The following is a 26,881-nucleotide window of genomic DNA, read 5'->3' as shown; positions in this document are numbered from 1 at the left end:
ACGCGCCGCCGCCACCCACCTGTCCGGGCCGTCAAGGAGCCTCGCGTGAGCACTGACCAACAGCGGGCCACCGCGTCCGTCCCCGCCCAGCTCGGGGGCGCGCCCCGGCCCGCGGGCCCGGCCTCCGCCGACCGGAGCCCGGCCCTCGCGCTGGTCCTCGTCGTCGCGGGCGCCGCCGGGGTGCTCGCGTCCTGGGTCATCACCCTCGACAAGTTCAGGCTGCTGGAGGACCCGGGCTTCCAGCCGGGGTGCAGCCTGAACCCGGTCGTCTCCTGCGGCAACATCATGAAGAGCGAGCAGGCGGCCGTCTTCGGCTTCCCCAACCCGATGCTGGGGCTGGTCGCCTACGGGGTGCTGCTCTGCGTCGGGATGAGCCTGCTGGCCGGTGCGCGTTTCCCGCGCTGGTACTGGCTGACCTGCACCGCGGGCTGCCTCTTCGGCGTCGGGTTCGTCTCCTGGTTGCAGTTCCAGTCGCTGTACCGGATCAACTCGCTGTGCCTGTGGTGCTGTCTGGCCTGGGTGGCGACCATCGTCTCGTTCTGGTCCCTGACCGCGTTCACCGTCCGGCGGGGCCTGCTGCCCGCCCCGGCCGCGGTGCGCGCCTTCTTCACCGAGTTCACCTGGGTGCCGCCCGCCCTGCACGTGGCCGCCGTCGGCATGTTGGTGCTGACGCGCTGGTGGGACTTCTGGACGAGCTGAGACCCACGCAGCTGAGGCCCCGCGTGAGCTGAGGCCCCTCCACCGCGGCGCCGAGGAGGCGGATGTGAGTCCCGAGATGTTGTTGTCCCGCCGGGGCGCGGCCCTGGCCCTGCTGGGCGCGGCCACCACCACCGTGGCGGTGCTCAGGCTCCGCTCCCCCGCCGCGCCGGACCCTCAGCCGCGGGCGCAGGCGGGGCCCGGGACCGCGGCGTTCGACGAGACCTACCTCGGCCGGCGGATCACCGGCGTCCTGCTCCCCGCCGCCGCGCCCGGCGAGGAGGACGTCTGGCAGGTCACCGTCGACGGGCGCCCCCTGCACCTCATGCGCCGCGCCGACGGCACGTACCTGAGCATGGTCGACCACTACGACGCGTATCCCGGCCCGCTGGCCGCGGCGCGGGGCGCCGTCGTGGAGCTCGGCGGCCAGACCCTGCGGGCCCACGAGGGCCGGCCGGTGCCCCTGCGAGACCGGAAGGCGTGAGTGCCGGTGGTCCACACCCGCCAGAACCAGAGCACGCTGAGCAAGAGCCAGAAGAAGCGCTTCGTGGACGCCGTGCTCGCCGTCAAACGCACCGGCCGCTACGACGAGTTCGTCCGCACGCACATCGACTTCTACACCGGCGACGGGGACGGCGGCTTACGCGTGGCGCACATGGCGCCGTCGTTCTTCCCCTGGCACCGCGCCTTCCTGCTGGAGTTCGAGCGGGCCCTGCAGCGGGTGGACCCGTCGGTCACCGTCCCGTACTGGGACTGGACCGTGGACCGGACGCCGGGCGCCTCCTTGTGGGGCGCGGACTTCCTCGGCGGGAACGGCCGCCGCTCCGACCGCCGGGTCACGACCGGCCCCTTCGCGGCCGCGCACGGCGCGTGGACCGTCAAGGAGGCGGTGACGGACGGCGACTTCCTGATGCGGGACTTCGGGCGGCCGCAGGACCCCGTCCAGCTGCCCGGCAAGGACGAGCTCGCCGCCGCGATGCAGGAGCCGGTGTACGACGCGGCGCCGTACAACTCGCTCGCGCCCGCCGGGTTCCGCAACAAGCTGGAGGGCTGGCCCGTCCGGCGGGGCGACCGCACTTGGTACAACCACAACCGGGTCCACCGCTGGGTGAGCGGGCACATGCTCGGCGCCGGTTCCGTCAACGACCCCGTCTTCTGGCTCCACCACGCCTTCGTCGACCTGTGCTGGTCGCGGTGGCGGGAGCGCCATCCGGACGCCGCCCCCTACCTGCCGGCGACCCCGCCCGGGATCGGCGACTCCCAGCGCCACCGGGTCCTCGCCCTGGACGAGACGATGCCGCCCTGGGACACCCCGGTGCGCGCCATGCTCGACCACCGGTCCCTGTACCGGTACGCGTGAGCGGCTCCGGGCAGGCGAAAGCCCCCAGCACCGCCGTGCCGAGGGCCGTCAGGAAAGCGCGGGGCTCAGCTGCCGTAGCCGCCGTGGTCGCCGTTGCCGTTGTCGTCGTGGCCGCCGTGCCCACCGTGGCCGCCGTGGCCGCCGTGGCCGCCGTGACCGTCGTGGTCACCGTGGCCGTCGTTGGCGCACTGGTTGCCGAACGCCGGGTTCAGCAGGCCGATGACGTCCACGGTGTTGCCGCAGACGTTGACCGGGATGTGGACCGGGACCTGGAGCAGGTTGCCCGACAGGACACCCGGGGAGTTGGTGGCAGCACCCTGGGCACCGGCGTCGGCCGCGGCCAGACCGGCTCCGCCGACCACCACGGCACCCGTGCCGAGAGCGACAGCGGCTGCCTTCGCGATGCGCGACATCACGTTCTCCTTTTGCTTGGCAGTGCGGCCGCGGGGTCGCAGCCGTCGGGGTGTTCAACGGCACGACACACGGCCAGTAACGGCCACCACAGGGACACATCCTGAAAGAACCATAGGAACGTCCCGTCGTTTCCCGGTCGAGGCCCCGTGCCGCCGGACCCCTGAGGAGAGGAACCCCCATGAAGGTGCACTGCGTGGGCGGAGGGCCCGCGGCCCTGTACCTGGCGATCCTCCTGAAGTCGCAGGACCCCCGCCACGACATCAGCGTCTTCGAGAAGAACCCCGAAGGAGCGACGTACGGCTGGGGCGTCACCTACTGGCCCGACATGCTCGACACCCTGATGGAGCACGACGCGCCGTCCGCGCGCGGCATCCAGGAGCACTCGGTGCGGTGGAGCGACGGGGTCGCTCACGTGCGCGACCTGACCACCGTCCACCACGGTGACGAGGGCTTCGCCATCGGCCGCCACCGGCTGCTGCGCATCCTGACCGAACGGGCCGCGTCCCTGGGCGTGCAGGTCAACTTCGACCGGGCGGTCGCGCCCGGGGACCCGCTGCTCGACGCCGACCTGGTCGTGGCCGCGGACGGCGCCCGCAGCGCGCTGCGCGAGCGGTACGCGGACCACTTCGGCACCCGGGTCGCGCCGGGGCGCAACCGGTTCGTCTGGCTCGGCACCACGAAGGTCTTCCGCTCCTTCACGTTCGCCTTCGTGGAGACCGGGCACGGGTGGCTCTGGTGCTACGCGTACGGCTTCGACGGGCAGCACAGCACCTGCATCGTCGAGTGCGCGCCGGACACCTGGTCGGGGCTCGGGTTCGACACCCTGGAGCGCGACGACGCCCTGCGGCTCCTTGAGAAGCTGCTGGCCGAGCCGTTGGAGGGGCATCCGCTCATCGGGCGGACCGACGTCGGGGGGCCGGCGCAGTGGCAGCACTTCCGCACGGTCACCAACCGCGTCTGGTCCCGCGGCAACATGGTCCTGCTCGGCGACGCCGCCCACACCACGCACTACTCCATCGGCGCAGGCACCACCCTGGCGATGCAGGACGCCATGGCGCTGGCCCGGGCCCTGCGCGACCCGGCCGGGCTCGCGCCGGCCCTCGGCGAGTACGAGCGCGTCCGCAAGCGCGCCCTGCTGCCGCTGCAGAGCGCGGCGCGGCACAGCGCCGGCTGGTACGAGAACCTGACGCGCTACGTCGATCTGGCGCCGCACCAGATGTTCGCCCTGCTCGGCCAGCGCCACTCGCCGCTGCTCCCCTACGTCCCGCCGCAGCTGTACTACCGGGTCGACCGGGCGATCGACCGGACCCAGAGCCTGCGTTCGTTCAAGCGCTGGCTCGGCCCGCGCATCGCGCGCGTCCTGCAGAACAAGTGACCGGGCCCCGTGACCGGACCCCATGACCGCGAGCCGCACCGGGCGGCGCCGGAGACTCCGATCTACGACGCCCTGGTGCGGCTCTGGCAGGCCCACGGCCGGGCGGTACCGGTGCCGCCGCGGCCCGCCCGGCCCGCCCGCGGCTGGGTGCGGGTGGATCCGGCGGCGGGCCGGAAGAGCTGAATTTCCGGACACGTCCACCAATGGACCAATTCGCCGAGCCGGATCCCGATCAGCGGTGTGATAGTCGAGTCATCCCCTTTTCCCCATCTCTCAGGGAGATTCGATGCGTATTCGCGCATTCGCCACCGCCGCGGTTCTCGCGGGCACCGTCGTCGTCGGCTCCGCCGGCCTGGCCGCCGCTGACGGCCCCGGCAGCGGCGCCAACGCCGTCGGCAACGCCCAGAACAGCCCGGGTGTCCTGTCCGGCAACAACATCCAGGTCCCCGTGCACGTGCCGGTCAACGTCTGCGGCAACTCGATCGACGTGATCGGGCTGCTCAACCCGGCGTTCGGCAACCAGTGCAAGAACGACTGAGTTCGCGCCTGACGTAAGAACCGCCCCCACTCGCGGATGTCCGCGGGTGGGGGCGGTTCTTCATCGGTAGACCCTGTGGGACTCGAACCCACAACCAATGGATTAAAAGTCCACTGCTCTGCCAATTGAGCTAAGGGTCCACGCGCCGGACCTTGCCGACGCACCCCTGAGCATAGCCCGACGCGGCGCGAACGCCGATCGGGTATCGGGATCGCGCGTCAGCGCAGGAACCAGCGGCGGGCCGAGGCCAGCCACCACACTCCGGCGAAGCCGAGGACGACGAGGACCGCGACCGGGGCGTAGTTGAAGGTCTCCCAGGTCACGGGGGAGACCTGCGGCAGCATGAAGAGGACGGTGATCACCGCGACCCAGACCACCGCCACCACGCCGACCACGCCGGACCAGCGGCCCAGGTGCCAGGGCCCCCGTTCGAAGGCGGCGCCCTTGCGCAGCCGCAGGAGCGTCGGGACGGCGTAGGCGAGGTAGAGGCCGATGACCGCGATCGAGGTCACCGCCGTGTACGCCGTCACGTTGATCAGGTACGGCAGGCCGAGCACCAGGGCGCCGCCGGCCGCGAGCCAGACCGCCGCGACGGGGGTGCGGGTGCGCGGGCTGACCGTGTGCCACACCCGGGAGAAGGGCAGGGCCCCGTCGCGCGAGAAGGCGTAGATCATGCGGCTGTTGGCGGTGACGGAGGCCATGCCGCAGAAGAGCTGGGCGCCGATGACGACGAGCAGGAGCAGCTTGCCCGCGGTCGCGCCGAGCGCGTCCAGGAGGATCTGCGCCGGGGGCGCGCCTGTCGGGGAGCCGAGCGCGCCGTCGTAGGAGCGGATGGCGAACGTGAAGCCCAGCAGCAGGACGAAGCCCGCGATCCACGACGTCCAGATCGAGCGGACGATGCCCCGGGGGCCCGCCGTGGCGGCGTCGTGCGTCTCCTCGGTCATGTGGGCCGAGGCGTCGTAGCCGGTGAAGGTGTACTGCGCCATGAGCAGGCCGATGAGGACGACGTACGTGCCGCTGTCCCAGCCGGTGTTGTTGACGAACTCGCCGAAGACGAAGGAGGCCGGCTGGTGGTGGTCGGGGACGAGGGCCAGGGCGCCGACGATGACGGCGACCCCGAGCACGTGCCACCACACGCTGACGCTGTTGAGGACGGCGACGATGCGCACGCCGAAGGTGTTGAGCAGGCCGTGCAGGAGGAGGATGCCCGCGAAGAGGAGGATCGTGCGGCCGGGCGTCACCTCGAAGCCGAACTCCAGGTTCAGGTACGCGCCGAGGAAGGACGCGGCGCCGAAGTCGATGCCGGCGGTCACGGCGACCTGCCCGAGCACGTTGAACCAGCCGGTGAACCAGGCCCAGGCCGCCGCCGACCGCTCCGGCGCCAGCCGGTGCGCCCAGAAGTACAGGCCCGCCGAGGTCGGGTAGGCCGAACAGATCTCGGCCATGGCGAGGCCCACGAAGAGCGTCATCAGGCCGACCGCGACCCAGCCCCAGGTGATGAGGACGGGCCCGCCGGTGTTCATCCCGAACAGGTACATCGTCAGGCAGCCGGAGAGGACCGAGATGATCGTGAAGGAGACGGCGTAGTTGGAGAACCCGGACATGCGGCGGGCCAGGACCTGCGTGTAGCCGAGCTGGGCGAGCCGTTCCTCGTCCGAGCCGGCCCGCCCGGGGGGCGCTTCCCGGTCAGCGGCGTCGTGCGCTTCGCTTGTCATGCCCCCAGCGATTCCCTCGCCGGGGGCGCGCCATGCGGCCGATCATGACCCGGCTTCCCCGTTAGAAGACGCCCTTGTAGGTCCAGCCCGAAGCGATCTTCGTCCGGCCCGAGAACGAGCCGTTCCCCTTGCCGTCGTTGCGGTAGAGGTTGCCGGACGTGTCCCGCTCCACCAGGTCGTTCCTCCCGTCCCCGGTGAGGTCTCCGGCGCCGACGATCGTGCTGTACGAGGAGCCCCACCCGGTGAACACGGCGACCCGGTCCTTCAGCGTCCCGTCGCCCCTGCCGTCGTAGCGGTACAGCGTCCCGTTCTTCTCGCGGGCGAGCACGTCACCGATCCCGTCGCCGGTGAGGTCACCGGCGCCCACGATGTGGTTGTACGCCGTCCAGGCCGACCGGATCTTCTTGCCCGGCAGCAGCTTGCCGTTGCCGCCGTTGGCGAAGACGTAGATGTCGCCGGTGGACGCCTTGCGGGCGAGCAGGTCGGTGCGGCCGTCACCGGTCAGGTCGCCGGGGGCCGTCAGCACGTTGTAGGCGTTCCAGCCGGTGCCCAGCGAGGTGTGGCTGCTGTTCGGGACGTAGGCGCCGCTGCCGCACTTGCCCGCGTACCGGCGCAGCTCGCCGGCCGGCGTGCGCACCAGGAGTTCGGCGCAGCGGTCGCTGCCCATGTCGCCGAAGGGCACGGCCAGCGTCCCGGCGGGCCAGCCCGAGCCGGACTGCTTCCAGTCGAGCGTGCCCTTGCCCTTGGTGTAGTGCAGGGTCAGGCCGCCGGAGGAGTTCAGGGTGACCATCTCGCCGAAGCGGACGCCGCCCAGGTCGTGGTGGCCCTGGAGCCCGCCGGTGAAGTCGATGGCGCCCGTGGTGGTGAAGGTGCCGGTGCCCTCGGCGGCGGTCGCGGTGAGGGTCCAGGAGTAGGCGCCGTTGTAGGCGTAGCCGCCCGCGTCCGTCCTGCCGTCCCACTCGACCCGTGCCGCGGCGCTGCCCCCGCCGCGCAGGGTGCGCACCGTCCTGCCGAGGCTGTCCTTGACGGTGAACGTCCAGGTGGCGGGCTTGTTCAACTGCCAGCTGCTGTTCCAGGCGGTGGAGGCGCCGTTGCGACCCTTGGCGTCGAGCGTGTCGCCGTCGACGTCCGACTCGATCTTCGCCAGGCCCTGCGCCGGCACACCGCTCTGCACGATGTGGACGGCGTCGTCCTGGCCCAGGTACGCGATGTCGCCGCCGAACCGGTCCACGGACCAGGTCTGGCGCCGCTGGTCCGCGGTGGTGCCGGCCGGCAGCTCCGCGATCGCCCGGGGGGCCTGCGCGGTGCCGGTGTGGAAGTCGGTCAGCTTCAGCTGCCCCGCGGTCCTGTCGTGCTGGACGAGGTAGCCGTCGCCGACGAGCGCGGGCCCGGACGGCACGGTGATCTTCTTCTTCGCGGTGCGGTCGTAGACGCCCGCGGCGCCGGTGGGCCCGCAGTTCCAGTACAGCCAGCGCCCGGTCACCTGAAGCTCCTTGACCGTGCACGGGGCCCCGGTGGCCACCGTCTCGACGGTCTTCTTGGTCTTCAGGTCGTACGAGGTGACGACGCCCGCGCCGGATCCCGGGGCCCACAGCCGCGTCCCCCACAGGGACGCGGCGCTCGCGGTGCGGGTCAGCCGGACGTCCGCCCTCCGGTACTGCTGCACCACATCGACGTACTGCTTGCCGGTGGAGGCCGCCGAGTAGGCGAAGAAGCGGCCGCTGACATCGGTGAACCGGCCGCCGGTGACGGCGGGTTCGGTGCCGTGGTACGTGTTCGGGCTCGTCCAGAGCTGCGCCCACTGGGTGCCATCGCTCCTGACGGTGAAGTAGCCCACGTTGCCGTTGCCGGTCGCCCGCAGCGGCACACAGCTGCCCGCGTCGCACGGGACACGCTCGGCGTGCTGCCCGACCGCGTACGTCCCCGCGAACCCGCGCCGCTCCGCCGTTCCGACCGTGGCGCCGTCCGCCGAGACGGTGCGGTTGGTGACCCACTGCTCCCCGTTGGGGGCCCTCTCGACGGTGCTGAGGTAGCCGCCCGCGATGTCGAGCCCCCGGACGCCGTCCGTCGGGACGACGGTCTCGGCGCCGGCCGCGCCCGCGGGCTCCGCGACGGTGAGTGACACGGTACCGAGCGCCATGAGCGCGGCCAACGACACCGGCAGAAGACCCCTACGAGGCAAAGCCCCTCCTTGAACCATGGGTGTGCCATGGAGGGTGTGGGGCCCCTCGGCAGAGAAGTGATGGCCCGTTGCACGGGCCCGTGGAGCTTAGCAGCGCGTACACGACAAAGCGGGCCCACCCCGCGATGGGGTGGGCCCGCCTCGGTGGATCAGCCGGCGTCAGCCGTTGCGCTTCCAGCGCGGCTTGTCGTCGCGGCGGCCGAAGGACGAGCCCGAGCCGGAACCGGCGCGGTCGTCACGGCGGCCGTACGGACGGTGGCCGGTGGCGGGGCGGTCGCCCTGGCGGTCGCGGTTGAACGGGCGGTCGCTGCCGCGGTGGCCGCCGGAGGGACGGTCGTCGCGGCGGAAGCCGCCACCACGGTTGTCGTCCCGGCGCTCGAAGCCGCCACGGCCGCCACGGTCACCGCGGTCGTCGCGGTTGAAGCCGCCACCACGGTTGGCCCGGTCACCGCGGTCGTCGCGGTTGAAGCCGCCACCACGGTTGTCGTCGCGGCGGAAACCGCCACCACGGTTGTCGTCCCGGCGCTCGAAGCCGCCACGGCCGCCACGGTCACCGCGGTCGTCGCGGTTGAAGCCACCGCCACGGTTGGCCCGGTCACCGCGGTCGTCGCGGTTGAAGCCGCCACCACGGTTGTCGTCGCGGCGGAAACCGCCACCACGGTTGTCGTCACGACGCTCGAAAGAACGGCCGCCACGGTCACCGCGGTCGTCGCGGCGGAAGCCGCCACGGTCGTTGTCCCGGCGCTCGAAGCCACCACGGCCGCCCCGGTCGCCACGGTCGTCACGACGGTCGCGGCGCTCGAAGTTGCCCCGCTCGTCGCGGCGCTGACGCGGCTGCTCGTACGAGGAACGCTCCGCCTGCTGCGGCACCTCGGCGGCGACGGCCTCGGCGGCCTGCACGGCGGCGGCCTCCGCGGCGGCGGCGACGGCCGCGGCCACGCCCTCCTCGTCCTCGCCGCGCTCACGGGCGGCGCGGGCGGTGAGGCGGTCGGCCTCCTCGCGCAGCTCGGCCGCGCGGCGGTTCGCCCGCTCCAGCTGCTTGGTCAGCTGGGTGACCTCGCGCTCGGCCTGCTGCGCCGCGTTGCCCGCGGACTCGGCCTGCACCTCGGTCATGGACCGGGCGCCGGTGATCTCCGCGACCTCCGGGTCGAAGGCGGCGCCGCCCTGGATGATGTGACGCCCGGCGTCGACGCCCGCGTCCTCCATCAGGCGGAAGATCTGGCGGCGCTGGTGCGGCAGCGACAGGGAGACGACGGTGCCGGTGCGGCCGGCCCGGGCGGTACGGCCCGCGCGGTGCAGGTAGTCCTTGTGGTCACCGGCCGGGTCCACGTTCAGGACCAGGTCGATGCCGTCGACGTGGATGCCGCGCGCGGCGACGTCGGTCGCGACGAGCGCGTTGACGTAGCCCTTCTTGAAGTCCTCCAGGACGCGGGTGCGCGCACCCTGCGTCATGCCGCCGTGCAGCGCGTCGGCCTTCACGCCCGAGTCGCAGAGCTGCTCGGCGATGCGGTCGGCGCCCAGCTGGGTGCGGACGAAGATGATCGTGCGGCCCTTGCGGGAGGCGATCGCGGCGGTGACCGGCGCCTTGTCCTTGGGCTTCACGATGAGGATGTGGTGGGACATCGTCGTGACGTTGCCCTGCGCGCTGTCGACCTCGTGCGTGACGGGGTTCGTCAGGTAGCGCTTGACCAGCGTGGAGATCTCGTTCTCCATCGTGGCGGAGAAGAGCATCCGCTGGCCGCCGGCCGGGACCTGGTCGAGCAGTTCGGTGACCTCGGGCAGGAAGCCCAGGTCGGACATCTGGTCGGCCTCGTCGAGGACGGCGACCTCGATGTTCTCCAGGGAGCAGGCGCCGCGGTTGATGATGTCGCGCAGCCGGCCCGGGGTGGCGACGAGGATGTCGACGCCGCGCTCCAGGGCGTAGATCTGGTTGCCCATCGAGGTGCCGCCGCAGACGACCTTCATCTTCAGGCCGACCTGGTCGCCGTAGGGCTGCAGCGCGTCCGCGACCTGCATCGCGAGCTCGCGGGTCGGGGTGAGGATGACGGCGCGCGGCTTGTGCTTCTCGGTGCGGCCGCCGGCGAGGCGGGCCAGCACGGGCAGGCCGAAGGAGAGGGTCTTGCCGGAGCCGGTGCGGCCACGGCCGAGGATGTCCTTGCCGGCCAGGGCGTCCGGGATGGTCGCGGCCTGGATCGGGAAGGGGGTCGTCACACCGTTCTGCGCGAGCTTGCGCACGACCGGCTCGGGGAGGCCGAGGTCGGCGAAGGTGAGCGTCGGCTCGGCGTTCTCGGTGCTCTCCGCGCTCTCGGTGGCCTCGGTGCTCTCGTCGACAGCGGTGTCGGCGGTGGTGTCGAGCGTCTCGACGGCCTCGACGGGGGTGTCGACGGCGTCGTCGTTCGGGGTGTTCTCGATGGTCTGGTCAGCAGAAATGGACATGCGAAATGCGAAACCTTCCGGAGTTTCGGCACGCGCCCGTCAACTCCGTGTATTCGCGGTTTCGCAAATCGACCGCCTCAATGCGGTCCAGCCACGGCAAGGGAGAGTACGCGCCACGCGGCGCTCCTGTACGGCGCCGGGCAAATGGGATCAAACGATCTACCACCATACGCACCCACCACCCCCCGAGGCAAACCGTTTACCTGGATTTCCCTGAGACCCCGCTCACACCCGGTGCCGGCCCGGACTCGGCCCCGGCTCACGCCGGGCTCCCGGCCTGCGGCGCCGGCTCGCCCAGCACGCGGTGCGCCGCCGCCTGCTGCTCGTGCGCGGACGAGGACGGCTCCGCGGTCGTCGGGGACGGGTCAGGTGTCGGCGTCGGCGTCTCCTTGGGCGGCGTCGGCGGCGGCGGCGGCGTGGTGCGCGGCGGGGTCGGCCGCACCGTGGGGGTGGACCGGGTGGGCGGCGCCTTCGGGGGGCGCGTCCGCCCGGCCGGGGGCGTGCCGCGCGACCCGGAGGCGGAGGGCGACGCGGAGTCCGTCGCCGCTGCCGAGCCGTCCGCGGTCACCGGCGCCTTGGGGACGCGGGCGCCGACGCGGCCCCCGCCGTCCGAGACCAGCGTGCCCCCGTCGGGCGCGGGACCCGCGCCGCGGTGGGCCGCGGAGTGCGCGGGCGCGGGCGGGCGCGCGTCGTCGGCCACGCTCATGCACCCGGCGGCCGCGGCGACGGCCACCGTCGTCGCGGCCAGGCGACTGAGTCGTAGGGCACAAAGCGGTACGGGCAGCTGGCGCACGGGCGAGCACCTCCGGGCACGTGACGGGGTCACCTCTCCCAACTCCGGCGCCCCGCACAAAGACACGCGCCGCGCGCCCACCGCACAAAGCCCGCACAAAGGAACCCCGCACAAAGGCGCGGGCGCCGCTCAGCCGTAGCCGAGCGCGTGCAGCCGGGCGTCGTCGATCCCGAAGTGGTGCGCGATCTCGTGGACCACGGTGATCTCGGTCTCCGCGACGACGTCCTCCCGGGACTCGCACATCCGCAGCGTCGGCCCGCGGTAGACGGTGATGCGGTCGGGCAGCACCCCGGCGTACCACTCGCCGCGGTCGGTGAGCGGCGTCCCCTCGTAGAGCCCGAGCAGCTCGGGCTCGTCGGCGGGCGGCTCGTCCTCGACGAACACCGCCACGTTGTCCATGAGCCGCGTCAGCTCGGGCGGGATCCGGTCGAGCGCCTCGGCCACCAGTTCCTCGAACTCCTCGCGCGTCATCTCCAGCACCCGGCCATTGTCCGGTACGGCACCGCATATCCACCCGTCCACATGGGCATACGGGAGCAATGGCCCGACCGCCCGCAGTCGCCGTACGCCGTGCCCTGCACCGCATACGGACCGTGCGGACCACCGCGTCGGCCGCCCTGCGGCGCCGCCGCGCCCGCCACCGGCCGCACCCGGCGCTGTTCGCGGACCACCCGTCGCACCCGTTCGTCCGCGCCCTCGGCCTGGTCGCGGTCGTGCTGCTCGGCGCCTGGCTCGGCCTCCTGGTCGTCGGCAGCGTCCGCGCGCCCGTGGGCCCGATGGACACCCGGATGACGCTGCGCCCCTCCGTCTCCGGCGGCACGAAGATCAACGTCTCGCCGCTCGGCGCCCTGGAGCTGGACTCCCACACCGCCCCGATCCGCCTCGACGTCGACGTGGACCGGCTCGACCCGGTGCGCTCCCGCGCCCTGGTCGACCATCCGGAGCGGATCTCGGGGCTCCAGGACGAGGTGGTCCGCGACGTCGAGCACGGCACCCTCGACCTGGCCGTCCGCTCCTGCGTGGCGGTGGTCTCCGGCGCGACGGCGCTCGGCCTCGCGGTCTACCGGCGCCCCCGCCGCGCCCTGGCCGCCGGCGGTCTCGCCCTCGCGCTCCTCGCCGCCTCCGGCGGGACCGCGTACGCGACCTGGAACGCGGACTCGGTCCTGGAGCCGAAGTTCTCCGGGCTGCTCACCTCCGCGCCCTCGGTCGTCGGCAACGCCCGCTCGATCGTCACCGAGTTCGACGTCTACCAGCGGGAGTTGGCCCGGCTGGTCACGAACGTCACCAAGCTCTACGACGCGACGTCCACGCTGCCCGCCTACCGCCCCGACCCCAGCACGATCCGGGTCCTGCACGTCTCCGACATCCACCTCAACCCGGCGGCGTGGAAGATCATCGCCTCGCTGGTCGCGCAGTACCGGATCTCCGTCATCGTCGACACCGGCGACACGATGGACCACGGATCGGCCGCCGAGAACGCCTTCCTCGATCCGGTCAAGGGCCTCGGCGCGCCCTACGTGTGGATCCGCGGCAACCACGACTCCATGACGACCCAGCGCTACCTCGCCGACCGCGGGCGGTTCAGGAACGTCCACGTGCTCGACGAGGGCCGGGCCGTGACGGTCGCGGGCCTGCGCATCGCCGGTACCGGGGACCCGCAGTACACGCCGGACCGCTCCACGCGGGCCCTCGGCGACCCGGCCGAGCACATGGCGGGCATCCGGCTCGCCTCGGCCCTGCGCGACCAGCAGGCGGCGGGCACCCCGGTCGACATCGCGCTGGCCCACAACCCGACGGCCGCGCGCGAGACGGACGGGGCGGTGCCGCTGGTCCTGGCCGGGCACATCCACCACCGCGACACGGAGGTGCTGCCGCTCGGCACCCGGCTGCGCGTCGAGGGCTCGACGGGCGGCAGCGGGCTGCGGGCCGTCGACGACAAGTACCCCGACCCGGTCGAGGCCTCCGTGCTCTACCTGGACAGCACCACCAAGCGCCTGCAGGCCTGGGACGAGATCAGGCTCGGCGGTCTCGGCCTGACGACGGCCGAGGTCAGCCGCCACCTGCCGAAGGAGAACCGGCCGGGCGCCACCCCCTCGCCCACCGGCCCGGGACCGGCCTCCCCGGGACCCCCGTAAACCGTTTTGGCGATAGCTCCCCGCATCCCATATGCTTCTCACGTCCCCGACGCGCTGCGAAGCGCCCAGGCGGGCCGATAGCCCTCATCGTCTAGCGGCCTAGGACGCCGCCCTTTCAAGGCGGTAGCACGGGTTCGAATCCCGTTGGGGGCACGCAAGTCCGTGTGCGACACTGTTGCACACAACAGCAAGGTCCTGTGGAGCAGTTTGGAGTGCTCGCCACCCTGTCAAGGTGGAGGCCGCGGGTTCAAATCCCGTCAGGACCGCTTGCAGTTCACTTCGGTGAACTGCGTGGCTGGGTAGCTCAGTTGGTACGAGCGATCGCCTGAAAAGCGATAGGTCGCCGGTTCGATCCCGGCCCCAGCCACCCCATGGAAGAAGCCCCGGACGTGCCGTCCGGGGCTTCTTCGTCGTCGCGGGGTCAGGCCGGGCGGCCCACGGCGCTCCCGGCCGCGACCGGGTCCAGGCGGCGCAGCGTGGCCAGCAGACAGAGCTGGAGGCGGGAGAGCCCGCAGTGCTTGACCCTCAGGTTGGCCACGTGGAACTTCACGGTACGGGTCGTGATCCCCAGACAGGTGGCGATCTCCGCGTTGGTCGGTCCGCCCCGCAGCAGGCCGAGGATCCTCTCCTCGGTCTCGGTGAGCGGCGGGTCGAGGACGAGCGCGCGCAGGAGTAACTCCGCGGCCGCTCTGCTCCCACCGACCCCGCCCGGCAGGCACTCCTCGTCCGCCGGACCGACGTCCACCTGACCGACGTCCACAGGACCGACGTCCACCTGACCGACGTCCACCTGACCAACAGAACGCATGAATCCCCCCCCAGGGTTCAAGTGCCGCGCGGCCGGCCGGGGCCCGCGCAATCCTGATGCGGCGTGATCGTAACCGATCAGGTCAGCCGTTGAGCCGTGCCGCCAGCCGGAGCCGGTCCTGCGTCTGCTGCTTGAACAGGGCGAGGGTCTCGGCGTGCTCCTCCACCAGAGCCTTCTCGTAGGCGCTCTGCACGGCGTACCGGATGCCGAGGTAGTTGACCTCGGTCTTGCAGGCGACGTCCGCCTTGGCGACGGTGACGGCCTCGGGGCTGGAGAGCCTGCCCTGCTCCAGGCCCAGGTCCGACTGGACGCTGTCGGGGCCGGCCGTGGTGAAGCCGGAACCGGCCATGCACCGCGACCACTTGGCCGTGGCCTTCCTGACCCGGGAGTCCTCCAGCGTCCTGGACTCGGCCTCCCCGCCCAGGTTGAAGACGTAGAGGATGTCGAGGGAGCCGGGCTTGGGGGCGTACAGCTTCAGGGCCGACTCGCGTCCGCAGCCGCCGACGGGCACTTCCTGGCCGTTGACGGTGATGCCGCTGCCCGGTGCCTTCTCCGCCTCGGCCTGCGACATGGGTTCACCGGTGGGCGCGGCCGCCTTGCCCTTCTCCTTCGCCGCGGCCTCGGCGACGGGGTCCACCCCGTTGAGCACCGTCTGGCCGGTCCGGCTGAGCCGGGCCTGCGACTGCCTCGTGGTGGGCGCCGTGGCGGCGCCCCGGTTCGGACTCGCGTAGCCGAACTGGGCCGCGTCCGCCGCGCTGGCCAGGCCGAAGACCCGGGCGTTCGCCTCCTCGTCCGCGCGCGGCGGCGTCGGGGCGGGGAGCGTGTACGCGAAGCCGAAGCGCTTCATGCACTGCTCGATCAGCCGGTTCTGGGCCTTCTTCGACTGGTACTGCTGGTCGGGGGTGACCTCGTAGGCCGCGATCGGGAATTCGAGGCCCTCGGTGCTGGTGAGCTTCTCGATGGTGCCGAGGGCCGGCTCCTTGCCCGCGCCGCCGGCCGCGCTCTCCTCGCCCGCGCAGCCGCCGAGGGTCAGTACGGCGGCGCTCAACAGGCAGGTGGCGGCCAGGAGTCGGGCGGTGAGAGCCATGGCGGGGATCCTCGCGGTCGTCGTGCCGGTAGCGTGAGAGAACCGCTGTCCCGCTTGATATCGGCAAGCGGGACAGCGGGTGGTGAGAGCTCGGGCGCCGGGGCGCCCGGGTCGCTCTAGTACGGGGCGCAGTACTCCACGACCCAGCAGGCCGACTCGATGTTGTTCTTGAAGTTGGCGGTCGCGTTGCCCACGTAGTAGGCGGGGATCTCGCCGTGGTAGGTACCGCCGCTGTTGGGACCGGTGTGCACGTACCAGTCGTCGCCGCTGCGGTTCTTGTAGGAGGCGGTGTTGTTGCCGACGACCTGCCCCTTGCCGTTGCACGAGGCCGAGGTCGGGAAGGCCTTGAAGTAGTCGTTGTTGAAGTTCTGGTCCTTGTCGAACAGGTCGAAGACGCAGCCGGCCTGGTTCGAGTTGTAGTAGAAGCCGATCTCCTCCGGGTCGAGGTAGCCGTCGTAGGCGACCTGCTCGGCTGCCGCTGTGCCGGCCGTGGCCAGACCGAGTCCGCCCAGGGCGGAGACGGCCAGCGCGACGGTGGCCACGCGGCGTATGAGGTGGGTCATGAACAGAACTCCTAGCTACTGATGCGTAGTTGCGTGCGCAGCTGTGAGGGGTGACGCGCTATTACAGATCGTTCGGCAAGCGCCGTCTACTGGCCCCGGGGACAGTAGACGGCGGCTCGCACCCCGTGGTGGGGTCAGTGGCGGCCGGCCGTTCCGCGGCGGACGGCCCGGGGGAAGACGGCTGGGCGTGACGTGCCGCGGAGCAGCCGCGCCGCCCCCTCTCTCAGCAAAAGTGGAGTCACTCATGCTCTCCCCCGCTCGCGTCACGCGATCCCTGTGCACAGCGCTGCTGGCCGCCGCCCTCCTGGCCGGATGCGGCGGCGCGGAGAAGGGCGGGGCGGACGGCGCGGACGGCGGCACCACGGACGGCGCGAAGTCCGCCGCGGACGCGAAGCCGTCCGCCGCGAGCGCGGCGGACCGTGCCTACTACGGGTGCCTGGAGAAGAACGGGGTCACCATCGAGACCACGGCCGACGGTGAACTCCGCGTGGCCAAGACCGGTGGGGACCAGTCGGTGCTGACGAAGGCCGAGGCGAAGTGCGCGGACCTGCTGCCCGCGCACGACACCACCGCGGACGAGGGCGACCCGGCGAAGGCGGACCCGGCCTTCGGCGCCTGCATGAAGGCGGAGGGCTTCACCACGTACGACCGGTCCAAGAGCGGCGACAACGACGCGCTCGTCGCGGCGCTGAAGAAGTGCAGCGCCGGCAAGGGCGCCGACGACGTCGTCGTCGGCGGCTGACCGGGCCGGCAGGACAGGGCGCGGCGGCTCCCGCAGGCGCGACGAGGAAGCGTGACGACGTGAGCGCACATTCGGACGGCGGGGACGAACCCGCGGTACAGACGACGCACGAGGCCGGGGAGGCGCCCGGCGCGGCCCCGGGCCCGGGTGGCGGGCTCGCGCGCAGGCGCCGGTGGATCGCCGCCGTCGCCGGTGGCGCGGTGCTGCTCGCCGCGGCCGGGGTGGTGGCGGCCACGCTGATCAAGTCGCCGTCCCAGGCGGCGGCGGAGGCGCGGCCCCCGGCCCGCTCGGTGCTGACGTCGCCGGTCGAGCACCGGGTGCTGACCTCGTCGGTGATCGTGCGCGGTCAGGTCGTCGCCGGGCAGAGCGTGGACGTGGCGCCGCAGGTGGCGGGCGGGGAGGACGGCGCCGCGCCCGTCGTGACCAAGCTGCCGGTGAAGCAGGGCGACCGGCTGAAGGCCGGGCAGGTGCTGCTGGAGGTCTCCGGGCGCCCGGTGTTCGTGCTGCGCGGCCGGATCCCCGTCTACCGCGACCTGAAGCCCGGCGCGGAGGGCGATGACGTGAAGCAGTTGCAGGAGGCGCTCGGCGAGCTGGGGCACGGCACCGGCGGTGACGCCCCCGGCACCTTCGGGGCCGGCGCCAAGGCCGCCCTCACCGCCTTCTACGCGGCGATCGGGTACGACCCGCTGCCCGCCGTGGACGACGGCGGGAAGGGGCTGAAGGCGGCCGAGGACGCGGTGACGGCGGCGGAGCGGTCGGTGCAGGAGGCCGAGGACACCAAGGGCAAGGGCGCGGCGCGTGCGGTGGAGTACGCGCAGGACGACCTGGCGGAGGCGCGGGACGACCTGGCCGCCGCGCAGGCCGCGTCGGGCCCGCGGCTGCCCGCCGGCGAGGTCGTCTTCCTCCAGGGCTTCCCCGCCCGGGTGGACGCGGTGCCGGGCCGGGTGGGCGCGCCCGTGGACGGCACGATGCTGACGGTGTCCGGCGGCAGGCTCGCGGTCCGGGCCTACCTGCAGGAGCATCAGAAAGGCCTGGTGCGCAAGGGGCAGCGGGTGCAGATCTACTCGGAGCTGACCGGCATCGAGGCGCGGGCGACGGTGGGCGCGCTGGCGGACGCGCTGACGGCGCCCGCCGCCGGCGGTGGGGGCAGCGGCGGCGAGGGTGGCGGCGGTGGCGAGGGCGCGCCGGGCGGCGGGGCGTCGGCGCCGCCGGGACAGAGCGGCTACCTGCTGCGGGTCGATCCGGACAAGGCGCTCGACGCCCAGCTGGCCGGACAGGACGTGCGGCTGACCATCGAGGCGGCCCGCACCGACGGCAAGGCGCTGGTCGTGCCGATCACCGCGCTGACCGCGGGCGCCGACGGCCGGACCACGGTCACGGTGCTCCAGCCGAACGACGAGCAGCGCCGGGTGGAGGTGCGCACCGGCACCGCGGGCGACGGCTTCGTCGCCGTGGAGCCGGTGGGGGCCGCCCGGCTGGCCAAGGGCGAGCAGGTCATCGTCGGGATGAAGAGAGGGGCGGTGGGGCGGTGACCGCGGTCATCGAGTTCCGCCAGGCCGGGCTCACCTATCCGGGGCCGCCGCCCGTCGCCGCCCTCCAGCCGTGCGACCTGCTCGTCGAGCCCGGGGACTTCGTGACCGTCGTCGGGCCCTCGGGCTCGGGCAAGTCCACCTTCCTGAACATCGCCGGGCTGCTGGACGCCCCCACGCACGGCACGTACCTCCTCGACGGCCACGACACCGGGGCGCTCAGCGACGCCGACCGGACCGCGCTGCGCGGCCGCCGCATCGGCTTCGTCTTCCAGGCCTTCCATCTGCTGCCGCACCGCTCCGCGTTGGAGAACGTCGCGCTGGCCATGGTCTACAACGGCGTCCCCCGCGCCGAGCGCGCCCCGCGCGCCCGCGACGCCCTGCTGCGGGTGGGCCTCGGCCACCGGCTCGACTCGCTGCCCACCCGGCTCTCCGGCGGTGAGCGCCAGCGCGTCGCCATCGCCCGGGCGCTGGCCGCGAGCCCCTCGCTGCTGCTGTGCGACGAACCCACCGGCAACCTCGACACCGTCAACGCCGGGGCCGTCCTCGGGCTCCTCGACGAACTGCACGCCGACGGGATGACCATCTTGCTGATCACGCACGACCCGGAAGTGGCCGCACGCGGCGCCCGCACCGTGGCCATCCGCGACGGCGTCCTGCGGGAGCAGCGGGTGGCCGCGTGAGGCCGCGCCTGCGGCGGCGCCGCGCCGCCGGCGGTGTGGTGCCGTCCGCGTTCGCCCCGCGCGACCTGCTCGCCGAGGCCACCGCCGGGATGCTGCAGCGGCCCGCCCGCTCCGCGCTGACCGCGCTCGGCACGGTGCTCGGCGTCGGCACGTTCGTGGCGATCCTCGGGCTGACCGCGACCACCTCGTCCCAGATCGACGCCCGGTTCAACGCGCTGACCGCCACCGAGGTGACCATCGAGGAGGCGGTGGACGACCCCGGCCGGCTCACCGGGCCCGCCTTCCCCGAGGACGCCGACGCGCGGATGCGCCGGGTGAACGGGGTCAGGGCCGCCGGGGTCTACTGGACCGTGCGGGACGACCGGGCGAGCAGCACCCGCTCCGCGCCGGTCGGCGACAACGCCCAGGGGGAGCGGATCGACGTCGTCGCGGCCTCCCCCGGCGTCCTGGAGGCGGCCGTGCCGACCCTGGCCGAGGGGCGGCTCTACGACGACCGGATGGCCCGGACGGGCCGGGTCGCCGTGATCGGCGCGGGCACCGCGAGCCGGCTGGGCATCACCACCCTGGAGACCCATCCCGCGCTGTTCATCGGCGAGGAGTCGTTCACGGTCGTCGGCATCGTCGACGACGTGGAGCGCAAGGCCGACCTGCTGCTCTCCGTCGTCGTGCCGCGCACCACCGCCGAGCAGATCTGGGGGGAGCCGAGCCCCACCGAGTCCGGCATGCTCGTCGCCACCGACCTGGGCGCCGCCCGGCAGGTCGCCACCGAGGCGGCCACGGCGCTCCGCCCCGACCACCCCGAGTACTTCAAGGCCGTCCCGCCGCCGGATCCCCGGACCCTGCGCACGACGGTGGGCTCCGACCTGAGCCAGCTCTTCCTGCTGCTGGCCGGGATCTGCCTGGTCATCGGCGCGGTCGGTATCGCCAACACCACCCTGGTCGCGGTCCTCGAACGCACCGGCGAGATCGGGCTGCGCCGCGCCCTGGGCGCCCGCGCCCGGCACATCACGGCCCAGTTCCTCGCCGAGTCCGGTGCCCTCGGCGCCCTGGGCGGTCTGGTCGGCACCAGCCTGGGCACCGTGACGGTGGTCGCCGTCGCCGTGGCCCGGGACTGGACGCCGGTCGTGCACCCCGCAACGGTCGCCGCCGCGCCGCTGATCGGCCTGGTCACCGGCGTGCTGGCCGGCCTCTACCCGGCCTGGCGGGCCTCCCGCATCCAGCCGGTGGAGGCCCTGCGCCGCTGACCGTCGGAGAACTGGGCGTCCCGCGCGGAGACGTCGTCGGCGACCGTGGAGCCGAACTGTGCCCAGGCGTCCGGGCGCGGCTCACACGGGCGCCGCATGCAGCGGCTGCGTGCCGCGTCCGCCCGGGTGCCGGTGGCGCCAGAACCAGAACAGGCCGCTGGAGACCACCGCCCACCCGGCCAGCACCAGGAACGGGAACGCGTGCTGGTGGCCCTGGAAGTAGACCGCCGTGTGCTGCGCGTTCACCGACGCCCCGGGCGGCAGCCACTGGCCCAGGCGCCCGATCACGGTGGGCAGCAGCGGCGGCGCCACCGCCCCGCCGGAGGCCGGGTTGCCCACCAGGACGAGCAGCCCCCAGGTCGGGATCATCGCCCAGCGGTGGAAGAACGTGTTGAACATCGTGAAGACCATCCCGCAGCTGAACATCGTCAGCGCGAGGATCAGCCAGGACTCGACGAAGGGCAGGTCGAGCGCGCCGAGCCCCCAGTCCACGACCGCCGCCACGGCGAAGCCGCCGCACAGCGCGTAGACGATGGTGAACGCGATCCGCTCGGCCGGGTTCAGCCCCCGCGCGTGCACGCTCAGCTGGATCGCCCCGACGAACCCGATGATCACGGCCGCCAGCGAGATGTAGAAGATCGCGAGGCCGCGCGGGTCGCCCTCCTGGAGCGGGTTCAGGTCCTTCACGGCGACCGGGACGCCGGTCTGCTTGCTGACGACCGGCGCCGCCTGCTGGAAGACCTGGGCCACGGAGACCCCGGACGCGCTGGAGAGGTCGAGTTCGACGCGGGTCCCCTTGTCGCGGACGTCGAGCACGGCGAAGACCCGCTGCTCGTCGATGGCCTCGCGGGCCGCCGCCCGGGTGGCGTAGTGCTTCAGGTCGAGCTGCGCGTCGAGCGCCTTCTCCATCGCGCCGACGAAGGCGCTGCGCCGGGCGGCGTCCCGCTCCCCGGTGACCGCCGTCGGGATGTCGTGCGGCGTGGGGTTGGCCATGGAGTAGGTGTACGACGCCGCGAAGAGCGCCGCCGCCGCGGCCAGGATGACGACGAGCACGCAGGCCGGCAGAAAGGGCGACTTCTTGTACGAGGCCCAGCGCTCGGCCCGGCTCGGCGGGCGGCCGTGCTCCCCGTGCGGTGGATGCGGACGCGGCTCTTCCTGATCGGACAAGGAGGACATAGCTGAAACGCTAAGGCAGACAAAGGGGACGTACATCCGGAAAACCCCCAGCTCGCGGCGGCGGCAAAACCGTTCGCCACGGATTTCCCGGAGGTGAGATCCTGGAGGACGTATGTCTACGCAGCCTGCTCCCGCCGCCGACCAGCTCGCCGCCACCGCGCGGCGCATCTCCGAGCTGTCCCTCCGTGACGCGCACCGCCTGGGCCGCAGGCTCGAAGGCGCGCGCAAGATCCGCAAGCCCGAGGCGCGTGCCGCCGTCGTCGCCGAGATCGACGCCGAGGCCGTCAAGGCCGGGGCGCGCACCGCCGTGCGGCGCGAGCGCCGGGCCGCGCTCGACGTCACGTACCCCGAGCAGCTGCCCGTCAGCCAGAAGAAGGACGAGATCGCCGACGCGATCCGCGACCACCAGGTCGTGATCGTCGCGGGCGAGACCGGCTCCGGCAAGACGACGCAGATCCCGAAGATCTGTCTCGACCTCGGCCGGGGGGTGCGCGGCATGATCGGGCACACCCAGCCCCGCAGGATCGCGGCCCGCACGGTCGCCGAGCGCGTCGCCGAGGAGCTGCGCACGCCGCTGGGCGAGGCGGTCGGCTGGAAGGTGCGCTTCACCGACCAGGTCGACCAGGACGGCACGTTCGTCAAGCTGATGACGGACGGCATCCTGCTGGCCGAGATCCAGACCGACCGCGAGCTGCGCGCGTACGACACGATCATCATCGACGAGGCGCACGAGCGGTCCCTGAACATCGACTTCCTGCTGGGGTACCTGGCCCAGCTGCTGCCCAGGCGCCCGGACCTCAAGGTCGTCATCACCTCGGCGACCATCGACCCGGAGCGGTTCGCGCGGCACTTCGGGGACGCCCCGATCGTCGAGGTCAGCGGCCGTACGTACCCGGTGGAGGTGCGCTACCGCCCGCTCCTGGAAGAGGAATCGGACGACTCCGACCGCGACCAGATCACCGCGATCACGGACGCCGTCGAGGAGCTCCGGCGCGAGGGCGACGGCGACATCCTGGTCTTCCTCTCCGGCGAGCGCGAGATCCGCGACACGGCGGACGCGCTGGAGAAGAAGAAGTACCGGTTCACTGAAGTGCTGCCGCTGTACGCGCGGCTCTCGCACGCCGAGCAGCACCGCGTCTTCCAGCAGCACACGGGAAGACGCATCGTCCTCGCCACGAACGTCGCCGAGACCTCGCTGACCGTCCCGGGCATCAAGTACGTCATCGACCCGGGCACGGCCCGCATCTCGCGCTACAGCCACCGTACGAAGGTGCAGCGGCTGCCCATCGAGGCGGTCAGCCAGGCCAGCGCCAACCAGCGCAAGGGCCGCTGCGGCCGTACCTCCGACGGCATCTGCATCCGGCTGTACTCCGAGGACGACTTCCTGTCCCGCCCCGAGTTCACGGACGCGGAGATCCTGCGCACCAACCTCGCCTCGGTCATCCTCCAGATGACCGCGGCCGGCCTCGGCGACATCGAGAAGTTCCCCTTCATCGACCCGCCGGACCACCGCAACATCCGCGACGGCGTCCAGCTCCTGCAAGAGCTGGGTGCGCTGGACGCGGGCGAGAAGGACGTGCGCAAGCGGCTCACGCAGCAGGGCCGCAAGCTCGCCCAGCTGCCCGTCGACCCGCGCCTGGCCCGCATGGTCCTGGAGGCCGACAAGAACGGCTGCGTGCGCGAGGTCATGGTGATCGCCGCGGCCCTGTCCATCCAGGACCCGCGCGAGCGCCCCTCCGACAAGCAGCAGCAGGCCGACCAGAGCCACGCCCGCTTCAAGGACGAGACCAGCGACTTCCTCGCCTTCCTGAACCTGTGGCGGTACGTGCGCGAGCAGCAGCGGGAGCTGGGCTCCTCGGCCTTCCGCCGGATGTGCAAGCGGGAGTTCCTGAACTTCCTGCGCATCCGCGAGTGGCAGGACATCTACACGCAGCTGCGCACGGTCGCCAAGCAGATGGGCATCCACCTCAACGAGGACGACGCCCCCGGCGACTCCGTGCACGTCTCCCTCCTCGCCGGCCTCCTCTCCCACATCGGGATGAAGGACGTGAAGGAGACCAAGGAGTCCGCGCAGAAGGACCCGAAGCAGGCGGGCCGCGACCGGGGCCGGAACGAGTACGTCGGCGCCCGCAACGCCAAGTTCGCGATCTTCCCCGGCTCGGCCCTCTTCAAGAAGCCGCCGCGGTTCGTGATGTCGGCGGAGCTGGTGGAGACCTCGCGGCTGTGGGCGCGGGTCAACGCGAGGATCGAGCCCGAGTGGGTCGAGCCCCTCGCCGAGCACCTCCTCAAGCGCACGTACAGCGAACCGCACTGGGAGAAGGACCAGGCAGCCGTGATGGCGTACGAGAAGGTGACGCTGTACGGCGTCCCGCTCGTCGCCCAGCGGAAGATCAACTACGGCCGGATCGACCCCGAGACCTCCCGCGAGCTGTTCATCCGCAACGCGCTGGTCGAGGGCGACTGGCGCACCCACCACAAGTTCTTCGCCGCCAACCGCGCGCTGCTCACCGAGGTCGAGGAGCTGGAGCACCGGGCCAGGCGCCGGGACATCGTGGTCGACGACGACACGCTCTACGACTTCTACGACCAGCGGGTGCCCGCCGAGGTCGTCTCCGGCGCGCACTTCGACTCCTGGTGGAAGAAGCGGCAGCGCGAGGAGCCGGAGCTGCTCGACTTCGAGCGCTCCATGCTGATCCGGGAGTCCGCGGAGGCCGTCACCAAGGACGACTACCCGGACGTCTGGCGCCAGCGGAACCTGAAGTTCCGGGTGACGTACCAGTTCGAGCCGGGCGCGGACGCGGACGGCGTCACCGTCCACATCCCGCTCCAGGTCCTCAACCAGGTCACCGACGAGGGCTTCGACTGGCAGATCCCGGGGCTGCGCGAGGACGTGGTGGTCGAGCTGATCCGCTCGCTGCCCAAGCCGATCCGGCGCAACTACGTGCCCGCACCGAACTTCGCGAAGGCGTTCCTCGACCGGGCCGTGCCACTCCAGGAGCCGCTGCCGGTGACGCTCGCACGCGAGTTGCAGCGGATGGTCGGCGTGCCGGTCGCGGCCGACGACTTCGACCTGGGCCGCGTCCCGGACCACCTGAAGATCACCTTCCGGATCGTCGACGAGCGGCGCCGCAAGCTCGCCGAGGACAAGGACCTGGAGGCGCTCAAGCTCCAGCTGCGGCCCAAGGCGCGCCAGGCCATCTCCAAGGCGGCCGCGGCGACGGCCGAGCGCTCGGGCGGCGAGTCCGTCGAGCGCGCGGGCCTCACCGACTGGACGATCGGCACGCTGTCCCGGGTCTTCGAGACGCGGCGGGCCGGGCAGCCGGTCAAGGCCTACCCGGCGCTCGTCGACGACGGACCGAAAACGAACACCGTGTCGGTCCGCCTCTTCGACACGGAGGCCGAGCAGGCACAGGCCATGTGGAAGGGCACGCGGCGGCTCATCCTGCGCAACATCCCGGTCAACCCGGGCAAGTTCGCCTCGGACAAGCTGAGCAACGCCCAGAAGCTCGCCCTGTCCGCGAACCCGCACGGCTCCGTGCAGGCCCTCTTCGACGACTGCGCGATGGCGGCGGCGGACAAGCTGATCGCGGACTTCGGCGGCCCCTCGTGGGACGAGGAGTCGTACCGCAAGCTCTACGACAAGGTCCGCGCGGAGATCGTCGACACGACCGTGCGGACCGTCGGGCAGGTGCAGCAGGTGCTGGCCGCCTGGCAGGCCTGCGAGCGGCGCCTGAAGGCGACCACCAGCCCGACGCTGCTGCCCAACCGGCAGGACGTGCGCACGCAGTTGACGGCCCTGGTGCACCCCGGCTTCGTGACGGACACCGGGCTGCGCCGGCTGCCCGACCTGATGCGCTATCTGGTCGCGGCCGACCGCAGGCTCCAGCAGATGCCGACGAGCGTCCAGCGGGACACCACCCGCATGGAGAAGGTCCACGAGATGCAGGACGAGTACGCCTGGCTGCTCGAACAGCTGCCGCAGGGGCGGCCCGTGCCGCAGGAGGTCCTGGACATCCGCTGGATGATCGAGGAGCTGCGCGTCAGCTACTTCGCGCACGCGCTGGGCACGGCCCACCCCGTCTCGGACAAGCGGATCGTGAAGGCGATCGACGCCGCGGCACCGTGACCGCCCGCGCACCCTGGGTGAGTTCGACCGGCGGGCCTGCACTGCTGTAGAGTCCTGCTCGCAGCGCAACGCGGTAACAGCGCAGCAGAGCAAGGTCCTGTGGAGCAGTTTGGAGTGCTCGCCACCCTGTCAAGGTGGAGGCCGCGGGTTCAAATCCCGTCAGGACCGCAGTAGATGAGAAGCCCGCACCGATCCGGTGCGGGCTTCTTCGTTGTGCGGCCACCCCCGCCCGACCCGCCGGCCCGCCCGCGCCTCATGCGCCTCACGCGCCTCGGGCGGCGCTCTCCGCTCCGCGCTCGCCTCGCCGCCGCGTCGCCTCCCGGATCCCGCCGCAGCGTCCCAGGGGGCGGGCGAGAGCGCCCGGGAGGGCAACGAGGACGAAAGTCCCCGGCAAGGGTGACCAAAGCCGCTCCACGGAGCGCTCGCGCGGTGGGAGTCTGGGAGTGGGCCACCCGCCGGAACCCCTCTAGCGCACGGGCGACACCGGCTTCAAGCGGTGGGCGGTGTGACGGGTGTCACCGAACTAGTTTTGGAAACACCGTTTCTTACACCCTTCCTACAACTGCTCAATTTAATATGTGCAATTGCACCACCCGGACAGCTGACCTCCAGGTACCCCTCAGGACCCGTCCAACCATCACGCGGAGACCGCTCAGGATCCACCACGGACCTGCAGAGACCACCGCCGCACACCACGGACGGCCGGCCCCGGCGCACAAAAAAGATCGCGCTGGACCCGGCGGAGTCCAGCGCGATCGAACGACGCTCCCGTGAGGCTGTGGAGATGACGCTTCATTGGGCGGGGGGCCTGTTGGGGCAGGACCCGCGTCGTGGTGGAGCTAGGGGTGGGCGCGGCACGGGTTGGGGGACCCGGAACGCCCGGTACTGCGGGGTGCTGCGGTGCCTCAGGCCTCGCTGCGCTGCTGCGGAATGCCCGCAAGCAGTGCGCGGACCTCGGCCTCGCGGTAACGACGGTGCCCGCCGAGCGTACGGATCGACGTGAGCTTGCCAGCCTTTGCCCAGCGCGTGACCGTCTTCGGGTCCACGCGGAACATCGTGGCGACCTCGGCGGGGGTCAGCAGCGGCTCGGCATCAGGGGTGCGAGCGGTCATGAGCGGCCTCCTCGGGAGAACCGAACCTTCTCGGTTCTTTCCTTTAAATTCTGCACCTTGACCCGCGTTGCCCGAAATGGCGGACACGGGTCGAGTCGGTTATAGGACGAACGGCTTGTCCTCGGCACTACAACTACACCATCCGTCCAGCCACGTCGGCCAAACCG

General features: G+C 72.2%; 23 protein-coding genes and 5 tRNA genes. 16 read left to right on the top strand and 12 right to left on the bottom strand.

Going from position 1 to position 26,881, the window contains the following annotated elements; genetic code table 11:
* Nucleotides 1-45 precede the first annotated feature (45 nt).
* The 3 genes from ACIBW6_RS32160 to ACIBW6_RS32150 all read left to right on the top strand — a co-directional run bounded on the left by ACIBW6_RS32160 (nucleotide 46) and on the right by ACIBW6_RS32150 (nucleotide 2,056).
* On the top strand, nucleotides 46-699 hold the full coding sequence (locus tag ACIBW6_RS32160; RefSeq protein WP_399065907.1) for a vitamin K epoxide reductase family protein: 654 nt from the start codon (nucleotides 46-48) through the stop codon (nucleotides 697-699).
* A gap of 64 nt (nucleotides 700-763) precedes the next feature.
* Nucleotides 764-1,180, top strand: coding sequence for a tyrosinase family oxidase copper chaperone (locus tag ACIBW6_RS32155; RefSeq protein WP_399065905.1), 417 nt, complete (start codon nucleotides 764-766; stop codon nucleotides 1,178-1,180).
* 6 nt (nucleotides 1,181-1,186) lie between these two features.
* On the top strand, nucleotides 1,187-2,056 hold the full coding sequence (locus ACIBW6_RS32150; protein ID WP_399065903.1) for a tyrosinase family protein: 870 nt from the start codon (nucleotides 1,187-1,189) through the stop codon (nucleotides 2,054-2,056).
* 65 nt (nucleotides 2,057-2,121) lie between these two features.
* On the opposite strand, the gene ACIBW6_RS32145 is transcribed toward ACIBW6_RS32150, so the two are convergent.
* On the bottom strand, nucleotides 2,122-2,469 hold the full coding sequence (locus ACIBW6_RS32145) for a chaplin (RefSeq protein WP_399065901.1): 348 nt from the start codon (nucleotides 2,467-2,469) through the stop codon (nucleotides 2,122-2,124).
* A gap of 179 nt (nucleotides 2,470-2,648) precedes the next feature.
* Between ACIBW6_RS32145 and ACIBW6_RS32140 the strand changes: the two genes are divergently transcribed.
* From ACIBW6_RS32140 to ACIBW6_RS32130, 3 genes are all read left to right on the top strand, one after another.
* Nucleotides 2,649-3,845: an FAD-dependent monooxygenase gene (locus tag ACIBW6_RS32140; protein ID WP_399065899.1), complete on the top strand. Its 1,197-nt coding sequence runs from the start codon at nucleotides 2,649-2,651 to the stop codon at nucleotides 3,843-3,845.
* Between the two features lie 9 nt (nucleotides 3,846-3,854).
* A complete protein-coding gene (locus tag ACIBW6_RS32135) occupies nucleotides 3,855-4,028 on the top strand; it encodes a hypothetical protein (protein ID WP_399065897.1) in 174 nt (57 codons plus the stop codon).
* A 103-nt stretch (nucleotides 4,029-4,131) separates the two neighbouring features.
* Complete coding sequence (locus ACIBW6_RS32130; RefSeq protein ID WP_399065895.1) at nucleotides 4,132-4,383, top strand: chaplin; 252 nt, start codon at nucleotides 4,132-4,134, stop codon at nucleotides 4,381-4,383.
* A 67-nt stretch (nucleotides 4,384-4,450) separates the two neighbouring features.
* Here ACIBW6_RS32130 and ACIBW6_RS32125 read toward each other — a convergent pair.
* From ACIBW6_RS32125 to ACIBW6_RS32100, 6 genes are all read right to left on the bottom strand, one after another.
* Nucleotides 4,451-4,523: transfer RNA gene (locus ACIBW6_RS32125), tRNA-Lys, on the bottom strand.
* A gap of 78 nt (nucleotides 4,524-4,601) precedes the next feature.
* Nucleotides 4,602-6,098 (bottom strand): amino acid permease, encoded by a 1,497-nt coding sequence (locus ACIBW6_RS32120; protein ID WP_399065893.1) that lies wholly within the window; start codon nucleotides 6,096-6,098, stop codon nucleotides 4,602-4,604.
* A 61-nt stretch (nucleotides 6,099-6,159) separates the two neighbouring features.
* On the bottom strand, nucleotides 6,160-8,223 hold the full coding sequence (locus ACIBW6_RS32115; protein ID WP_399065891.1) for an FG-GAP-like repeat-containing protein: 2,064 nt from the start codon (nucleotides 8,221-8,223) through the stop codon (nucleotides 6,160-6,162).
* 216 nt (nucleotides 8,224-8,439) lie between these two features.
* Nucleotides 8,440-10,716 carry a DEAD/DEAH box helicase gene (locus tag ACIBW6_RS32110; RefSeq protein ID WP_399065889.1) on the bottom strand — a complete coding sequence of 759 codons (2,277 nt, stop codon included), beginning with the start codon at nucleotides 10,714-10,716 and terminating at the stop codon, nucleotides 8,440-8,442.
* 259 nt (nucleotides 10,717-10,975) lie between these two features.
* Nucleotides 10,976-11,422: a hypothetical protein gene (locus tag ACIBW6_RS32105; protein WP_399065987.1), complete on the bottom strand. Its 447-nt coding sequence runs from the start codon at nucleotides 11,420-11,422 to the stop codon at nucleotides 10,976-10,978.
* A gap of 216 nt (nucleotides 11,423-11,638) precedes the next feature.
* Complete coding sequence (locus ACIBW6_RS32100) at nucleotides 11,639-11,989, bottom strand: metallopeptidase family protein (RefSeq protein ID WP_399065887.1); 351 nt, start codon at nucleotides 11,987-11,989, stop codon at nucleotides 11,639-11,641.
* Between the two features lie 59 nt (nucleotides 11,990-12,048).
* Here ACIBW6_RS32100 and ACIBW6_RS32095 point away from each other — a divergent pair, with 59 nt between their 5' ends.
* From ACIBW6_RS32095 to ACIBW6_RS32080, 4 genes are all read left to right on the top strand, one after another.
* Nucleotides 12,049-13,644, top strand: coding sequence for a metallophosphoesterase (locus tag ACIBW6_RS32095; RefSeq protein WP_399065885.1), 1,596 nt, complete (start codon nucleotides 12,049-12,051; stop codon nucleotides 13,642-13,644).
* Between the two features lie 80 nt (nucleotides 13,645-13,724).
* Nucleotides 13,725-13,797, top strand: a tRNA-Glu gene (locus ACIBW6_RS32090).
* 38 nt (nucleotides 13,798-13,835) lie between these two features.
* Nucleotides 13,836-13,910, top strand: a tRNA-Asp gene (locus ACIBW6_RS32085).
* A gap of 27 nt (nucleotides 13,911-13,937) precedes the next feature.
* Nucleotides 13,938-14,011: transfer RNA gene (locus tag ACIBW6_RS32080), tRNA-Phe, on the top strand.
* 54 nt (nucleotides 14,012-14,065) lie between these two features.
* Here ACIBW6_RS32080 and ACIBW6_RS32075 read toward each other — a convergent pair.
* The 3 genes from ACIBW6_RS32075 to ACIBW6_RS32065 form a co-directional block, all read right to left on the bottom strand.
* Nucleotides 14,066-14,452, bottom strand: a complete 387-nt coding sequence (locus ACIBW6_RS32075) for a helix-turn-helix transcriptional regulator (protein WP_399065883.1) — start codon at nucleotides 14,450-14,452, stop codon at nucleotides 14,066-14,068.
* An 82-nt stretch (nucleotides 14,453-14,534) separates the two neighbouring features.
* Nucleotides 14,535-15,539 (bottom strand): hypothetical protein, encoded by a 1,005-nt coding sequence (locus tag ACIBW6_RS32070; RefSeq protein WP_399065880.1) that lies wholly within the window; start codon nucleotides 15,537-15,539, stop codon nucleotides 14,535-14,537.
* 116 nt (nucleotides 15,540-15,655) lie between these two features.
* Complete coding sequence (locus ACIBW6_RS32065; protein WP_399065877.1) at nucleotides 15,656-16,102, bottom strand: hypothetical protein; 447 nt, start codon at nucleotides 16,100-16,102, stop codon at nucleotides 15,656-15,658.
* A gap of 244 nt (nucleotides 16,103-16,346) precedes the next feature.
* Between ACIBW6_RS32065 and ACIBW6_RS32060 the strand changes: the two genes are divergently transcribed.
* From ACIBW6_RS32060 to ACIBW6_RS32045, 4 genes are read left to right on the top strand one after another with little or no spacing between them, the layout of a single operon-like run.
* Nucleotides 16,347-16,844: a hypothetical protein gene (locus ACIBW6_RS32060; protein ID WP_399065875.1), complete on the top strand. Its 498-nt coding sequence runs from the start codon at nucleotides 16,347-16,349 to the stop codon at nucleotides 16,842-16,844.
* A 59-nt stretch (nucleotides 16,845-16,903) separates the two neighbouring features.
* Complete coding sequence (locus ACIBW6_RS32055; protein ID WP_399065873.1) at nucleotides 16,904-18,376, top strand: peptidoglycan-binding protein; 1,473 nt, start codon at nucleotides 16,904-16,906, stop codon at nucleotides 18,374-18,376.
* The gene (locus ACIBW6_RS32050) at nucleotides 18,373-19,056 is read left to right on the top strand and encodes an ABC transporter ATP-binding protein (RefSeq protein ID WP_399065870.1); all 684 of its coding nucleotides are present in this window, start codon (nucleotides 18,373-18,375) and stop codon (nucleotides 19,054-19,056) included. The genes ACIBW6_RS32055 and ACIBW6_RS32050 overlap by 4 nt, the downstream gene beginning before the upstream one ends.
* Complete coding sequence (locus tag ACIBW6_RS32045; RefSeq protein ID WP_399065868.1) at nucleotides 19,053-20,300, top strand: ABC transporter permease; 1,248 nt, start codon at nucleotides 19,053-19,055, stop codon at nucleotides 20,298-20,300. The genes ACIBW6_RS32050 and ACIBW6_RS32045 overlap by 4 nt, the downstream gene beginning before the upstream one ends.
* 81 nt (nucleotides 20,301-20,381) lie before the next feature.
* Here the strand turns inward: ACIBW6_RS32045 and ACIBW6_RS32040 are convergent, their stop codons facing one another.
* Complete coding sequence (locus ACIBW6_RS32040) at nucleotides 20,382-21,476, bottom strand: ABC transporter permease (RefSeq protein ID WP_399065865.1); 1,095 nt, start codon at nucleotides 21,474-21,476, stop codon at nucleotides 20,382-20,384.
* A 112-nt stretch (nucleotides 21,477-21,588) separates the two neighbouring features.
* On the opposite strand from ACIBW6_RS32040, the gene hrpA reads away from it, so the two are divergent.
* Both hrpA and ACIBW6_RS32030 read left to right on the top strand, forming a co-directional pair.
* Nucleotides 21,589-25,602, top strand: coding sequence for an ATP-dependent RNA helicase HrpA (gene hrpA, locus ACIBW6_RS32035; protein WP_399065863.1), 4,014 nt, complete (start codon nucleotides 21,589-21,591; stop codon nucleotides 25,600-25,602).
* A gap of 93 nt (nucleotides 25,603-25,695) precedes the next feature.
* Nucleotides 25,696-25,770: transfer RNA gene (locus ACIBW6_RS32030), tRNA-Asp, on the top strand.
* A 737-nt stretch (nucleotides 25,771-26,507) separates the two neighbouring features.
* On the opposite strand, the gene bldC is transcribed toward ACIBW6_RS32030, so the two are convergent.
* Complete coding sequence (bldC, locus tag ACIBW6_RS32025) at nucleotides 26,508-26,714, bottom strand: developmental transcriptional regulator BldC (RefSeq protein ID WP_003949541.1); 207 nt, start codon at nucleotides 26,712-26,714, stop codon at nucleotides 26,508-26,510.
* Nucleotides 26,715-26,881: the final 167 nt, after the last annotated feature.

The organism is Streptomyces sp. NPDC049813, from assembly GCF_044465085.1.
Classification (GTDB): domain Bacteria; phylum Actinomycetota; class Actinomycetes; order Streptomycetales; family Streptomycetaceae; genus Streptomyces.
This window is presented reverse-complemented; position numbering and strand designations above follow the sequence as displayed.

Excerpts from the sequence above, each read along its gene's own strand:
- ACIBW6_RS32145 (WP_399065901.1), bottom strand. The coding sequence starts at position 2,469 with ATGTCGCGCATCGCGAAGGCAGCCGCTGTCGCTCTCGGCACGGGTGCC.
- ACIBW6_RS32140 (WP_399065899.1), top strand. The coding sequence starts at position 2,649 with ATGAAGGTGCACTGCGTGGGCGGAGGGCCCGCGGCCCTGTACCTGGCG.
- ACIBW6_RS32130 (WP_399065895.1), top strand. The coding sequence starts at position 4,132 with ATGCGTATTCGCGCATTCGCCACCGCCGCGGTTCTCGCGGGCACCGTC.
- ACIBW6_RS32120 (WP_399065893.1), bottom strand. The coding sequence starts at position 6,098 with ATGACAAGCGAAGCGCACGACGCCGCTGACCGGGAAGCGCCCCCCGGG.
- ACIBW6_RS32110 (WP_399065889.1), bottom strand. The coding sequence starts at position 10,716 with ATGTCCATTTCTGCTGACCAGACCATCGAGAACACCCCGAACGACGAC.
- ACIBW6_RS32105 (WP_399065987.1), bottom strand. The coding sequence starts at position 11,422 with ATGAGCGTGGCCGACGACGCGCGCCCGCCCGCGCCCGCGCACTCCGCG.
- ACIBW6_RS32095 (WP_399065885.1), top strand. The coding sequence starts at position 12,049 with ATGGCCCGACCGCCCGCAGTCGCCGTACGCCGTGCCCTGCACCGCATA.
- ACIBW6_RS32075 (WP_399065883.1), bottom strand. The coding sequence starts at position 14,452 with ATGCGTTCTGTTGGTCAGGTGGACGTCGGTCAGGTGGACGTCGGTCCT.
- ACIBW6_RS32070 (WP_399065880.1), bottom strand. The coding sequence starts at position 15,539 with ATGGCTCTCACCGCCCGACTCCTGGCCGCCACCTGCCTGTTGAGCGCC.
- ACIBW6_RS32065 (WP_399065877.1), bottom strand. The coding sequence starts at position 16,102 with ATGACCCACCTCATACGCCGCGTGGCCACCGTCGCGCTGGCCGTCTCC.
- ACIBW6_RS32060 (WP_399065875.1), top strand. The coding sequence starts at position 16,347 with ATGCTCTCCCCCGCTCGCGTCACGCGATCCCTGTGCACAGCGCTGCTG.
- ACIBW6_RS32040 (WP_399065865.1), bottom strand. The coding sequence starts at position 21,476 with ATGTCCTCCTTGTCCGATCAGGAAGAGCCGCGTCCGCATCCACCGCAC.
- hrpA (WP_399065863.1), top strand. The coding sequence starts at position 21,589 with ATGTCTACGCAGCCTGCTCCCGCCGCCGACCAGCTCGCCGCCACCGCG.
- bldC (WP_003949541.1), bottom strand. The coding sequence starts at position 26,714 with ATGACCGCTCGCACCCCTGATGCCGAGCCGCTGCTGACCCCCGCCGAG.